This window comes from Citreicoccus inhibens (assembly GCF_019039035.1).
GTDB classification, from domain to species: Bacteria; Myxococcota; Myxococcia; order Myxococcales; family Myxococcaceae; genus Citreicoccus; species Citreicoccus inhibens.
The window spans coordinates 1-3,959 of record NZ_JAHNZT010000092.1 but is presented as its reverse complement, the minus strand read 5'-3'; the positions used below and the strand labels follow the sequence as shown (position 1 = coordinate 3,959).

General features: G+C 66.8%; 7 protein-coding genes and 1 pseudogene. All 8 read left to right on the top strand.

Translation table 11 applies throughout. From position 1 onward, the window contains the following. Positions 1-258, top strand: a pseudogene (locus KRR26_RS36215) (hypothetical protein); the annotation flags it as partial. Between the two features lie 7 nt (positions 259-265). Next, positions 266-718, top strand: coding sequence for a hypothetical protein (locus KRR26_RS36210; protein ID WP_217082165.1), 453 nt, complete (start codon positions 266-268; stop codon positions 716-718). Between the two features lie 119 nt (positions 719-837). Further along, positions 838-1,098: a hypothetical protein gene (locus tag KRR26_RS36205; RefSeq protein ID WP_120211125.1), complete on the top strand. Its 261-nt coding sequence runs from the start codon at positions 838-840 to the stop codon at positions 1,096-1,098. A gap of 187 nt (positions 1,099-1,285) precedes the next feature. Further along, positions 1,286-1,582, top strand: a complete 297-nt coding sequence (locus KRR26_RS36200) for a hypothetical protein (RefSeq protein WP_217082164.1) — start codon at positions 1,286-1,288, stop codon at positions 1,580-1,582. A gap of 238 nt (positions 1,583-1,820) precedes the next feature. Further along, positions 1,821-2,435, top strand: coding sequence for a DUF2924 domain-containing protein (locus KRR26_RS36195; protein WP_217082163.1), 615 nt, complete (start codon positions 1,821-1,823; stop codon positions 2,433-2,435). Between the two features lie 7 nt (positions 2,436-2,442). Beyond that, positions 2,443-2,661 (top strand): hypothetical protein, encoded by a 219-nt coding sequence (locus tag KRR26_RS37265; protein ID WP_236069561.1) that lies wholly within the window; start codon positions 2,443-2,445, stop codon positions 2,659-2,661. Between the two features lie 299 nt (positions 2,662-2,960). Next, positions 2,961-3,230, top strand: a complete 270-nt coding sequence (locus KRR26_RS36185; RefSeq protein ID WP_236069555.1) for a hypothetical protein — start codon at positions 2,961-2,963, stop codon at positions 3,228-3,230. A gap of 271 nt (positions 3,231-3,501) precedes the next feature. Next, complete coding sequence (locus tag KRR26_RS36180) at positions 3,502-3,843, top strand: DUF7768 domain-containing protein (protein ID WP_217082162.1); 342 nt, start codon at positions 3,502-3,504, stop codon at positions 3,841-3,843. Positions 3,844-3,959 lie beyond the last annotated feature (116 nt).

Below are 3,959 nucleotides of genomic sequence, written 5' to 3'. Positions count from 1 at the left end.
CGCTTCGGCCTCGAGTACTCCAACAGCGACACCGTCGCGCATGACCTTCTGGCCGGAGGTGGCTCGGTGACATTCCGCAGCCGCTTCCCTGCGAAGCCCTCCTCCATCACCTTCTCGCCCTACGCCACCAGCCCCAACTTCTCCTCCAATCCCACCCTCATGGCGCCGGACCGGGACGGCTTCGGCTTCTACACCCACCAGACGATTGCCGCCCTCGCGGCTGTCTACTGGTTCGGCGCATACACCGCCATCGCCTGAGGACACCATGGCACTCCACGAAATCACCCAGCACCACGTCCTGCAGCGGTGCACCCGGTGCGACAGCGACAACCGCGCTGCGCTCGACTCTCTCGAAGTAGGCGTCGCTCGAAGCGAAGACGTGGACGACGGCCTCGTCCAGCTCCCGCCGTGCCCCTCCTGCCGCTCTACCGAGTTCCTCATCCGCGCGGACGAGGGCGAGACTGCACACCCTGCGCCCGGCAGCTTCGGGCACCTGCACCGACTCCTCGTCGACCACCTCCACGCCGAGCTTCTCCAGCGTGGGCGCCTGCACGCGGCGCTCAAGGCCAAGGTGGGCACCAAGAAGCTGCTGGCGCGCGCCCTGACGCAGGAAGCGCGAGCGCGCTGGTTTCCACAGGGACTGAGAATTGAGGTGCCGCCTGGCGGGCGACGCGTCCAGCCCCACGAGTCAAGCCCAGACACGCCGAGCGCGTACTGACAACGGACACGCCGCCAACGCTCGCCGGGGGCACAATTCCTCTCTCTTCGGCTTGCTACGCCGGGGAAACAGAGCGTGTATGCCCAACACCAACTGCACACACCCACCCCGGAGAGCCCATGAAAGTGAAACAGCTCATCAGCATCCTTGAGACGCTGGACGCCAACGCGGACGTCTACGTCATGATGCAGCAGCACCTCCCCTTCGAATGCGCCCTTGCCGGCGTCGCCGTCCGCGGAGATTTCACCTCCGAAGGGACTCAGCGCAACGGGGGGCCGCGTCCCGGCGAGTCGACGGCGTCCAACGACGTCTTCCTTCTCGAAGGGGAGCAGCTCCGGCGCGGAGACAAGGCGGCGTGGAAGGCGCCACAGCGCGTGTAATAACCCAGCCATGCAACAGCGCCCGGGCGGCCAGCACCGAGCCCGGGCGCCGACCAAGCCGCGATGGAGGCCCCGCAGTCACACGAAGTTTCGGACTCGGCCTTCCCAGGAAAGCGACTTACCCTCAAGGCGAAGTGGAGCGTGTATGTCTTCACGCGCCACCCCAGGGCGCGCCACGGAGCCGCTTATGACTATTGGCATCGACACCACGTACCTTGGCAACGAAATCCCCGGCCTCCGGGGGCAGAAAGTCCGCATCTTCGCCGTCCTGCGGGGCGGCCTGCGGCCCGATGCCGACCCGGACTCGGACGACTACTACGTGAACAACAACGAAACGCTGGCGCGTCTCGGGGGCGTCACGACAGAGGACTGCATCGACGCCGCCCCCATTCTCCCGGACGGCACCACCTCCTTCGTGCATGTTGACCCGCGAGCCATCGACCTGGAGTGCTTCGCGCACCTGCGCAACCCCAGCGCGCAATGACTTGCCTTCCATTCAAAACAGAGTGCGTATGCCTCATGCACGCCAGCCCACAGCGCGCCCGGAGAATGAATCCATGAGGCCCCGCGAAGCTTTCTTGCGAAACAGCACGAAGGCCACCCGAAACTCCCTCAGCACGTAGCCCCTTCCCACCCAACGAGAGCAGCCGCACGCGGGGGCCTCCGGGCCACCCTCGCGGACAGCAGACGTGTACCCACGGCCCGACAAGGACAGCACCACCATGCCCCGCAACACTGCACCGAAGAAGTTGGAGTCCATGAGTCTGACGGAGCTGCGCGCCCGCTACCGCGAAGTGGTGGGCGAGGAGACGCGGAGCCCCAACAAGAAGCACCTCATCCGCCGCATTGAGGAGAGCCTCGCCGAGAAGAAGCGGCGCAGCCCCGTCCGCCCAGGGGCGGCCACCGCGCCCAGCACGCCGCCTCCGACGCCCGCTGCCCAGGCCACTCCCTCGCCCGGGGAGGCCGCCCCATCCCCCCGCACACGGGGGCGCTTCGGCGCCCTGTCGCTGCCAGAGCTGCAGGTGGAGTACCGCAAAGTCCTTGGACGGCCCACGAGCAGCACCAACACCAACTACCTCAAGTGGAAGATTCGGGAGGCGGAGGCCGGGCGCGTGTCGGTAGGCCCGCGCCCCGAGCGCGAGGCGAAGGCGAGCAAGAACGGGAAGCGCGTCATCCCTCTCTCCATGGACGCAGAAGCCGTGAAGCTCTTGGACAAGGTCTGGCGCGACGCGGGCCTGCCGAGCCGCACTCACTTCTTCATGCGAGCGACGCACCGAGAGCTCAAGGCCATGGGCGCCACCGAGGCCGCTGCCCTCTTCGCTCCGGAAGAGACATGAGGCAGCCATGGCGACCAAGCCCCAGGGCATTGAGGGCCTCGTGACGGAGGCGCTCCGCAAGGCGCTCGCAGGCGCCCTGGCGGAAGTGAAACTGGCCCTGCACAGCAGCGGCTGCGAGTTACAGCCTGAAGTCGAGGTGACCTTCCCTCCAGGCACCTCCGGGCGACAGCGCAACACGGCCCTCCACCTCCTCGCGGCGCAGGTGGAGCTACTCACCCCGGCGTAGGAACACTGGCTCGTCGAGTCCGCGGTTCTTGATGACGGCCTCAGGGCGCGCGTCTTCCTGCGGCTCCTTGGCGTCGGCGGGCCCTGGCCAACTCGTGACGAGGCAGAGCGCGGGCTACAAGTCCTTCACAGCGCCCTCCGCTGACATCTGGGAATCCAGGCGGCGGCACCAAATCCGCCGCCAACCCCAAAACACACAACACCCAAACTCAGAGAGGACTTGATACGCGCACCAACCAGAGCGTGTATGCATTTCGCGACGCCCTCCCTGCACCAAGCCATTCCACTGGAACCTCCAACATGAGCGCTACCGCCGCTCCTCTCGACATCGTCCCGCTCAAGGTGATGGATTTCAGCGACGCCAGGATGAGCCTGGCTCTCGCCAAGAGTCGATACGGCACGGCCCAGCCCCAACTGGACATCATCCTTCCGCCCGGCGCCACCCACCGGCAGCTAAGCGCGTTGCTTCACGCCCTCTCGGCCAACCTCGAGCTGAATACCCCTGTCAGCGAGCGGTGGCTCATTCGGCAGGACTGCTGCTCGGGGCGGACCGTGGCTGCATCTACCTGAAGCTGGCCGGGGGCGACGCGGCGGAGGCCCAGCGCGGGATGGCACTCCTCAACACCCTGCGGCCCTGAGGCTGGGACGGGGACGCCCGCCCCACGTAGTACGAGGCCCCTGCTCTCGCCCGGCTGAAACAGGACAGCGGCGCCGCCCCCCCCAATAGCAGGCCACATTCGACAACAGACACCACACATGAGTTGCTTCGCCCCTGCGCCCAGGGATGTATGTGTTTCGCGACGGCCAACCACGGCCCCGCGCCACCGCCCAGGAAAAGCCCATGAGCCGCCCCATCGTGATTGTCGAGAGCCCTTATGCCGGGAACATCGAGCACAACGTCGCGTATGCCCGCGCCGCGCTCAGCGACTGTCTCCGGCGCGGTGAGGCCCCATACGCAAGTCACCTCCTCTACACCCAGCCCGGGGTGCTCCGGGATGAGGTCCCCGAGGAGCGCAACCACGGAATCGAGGCGGGTTTCGAGTTCCGGCGCGTTTCCCAGGCCACGGTCGTCTACACGGACTTGGGCTACTCCGAGGGGATGAAGCTGGGCATCCGCCACGCCGAGGCGCTCGGCCACCCCATCGAGTACCGCTCACTGCCCGGCTGGGCGCCCCAGGCGTAGGCCCCTTGGCGGTGGCGCTCGACGAAAGCATCTCAACTCCCGGGCGAATCTCGCACCACCCAACTCTCAGCTTGATTCACGCATCAGCAAGAGCGCGCATGTCTTTCACGACGAGC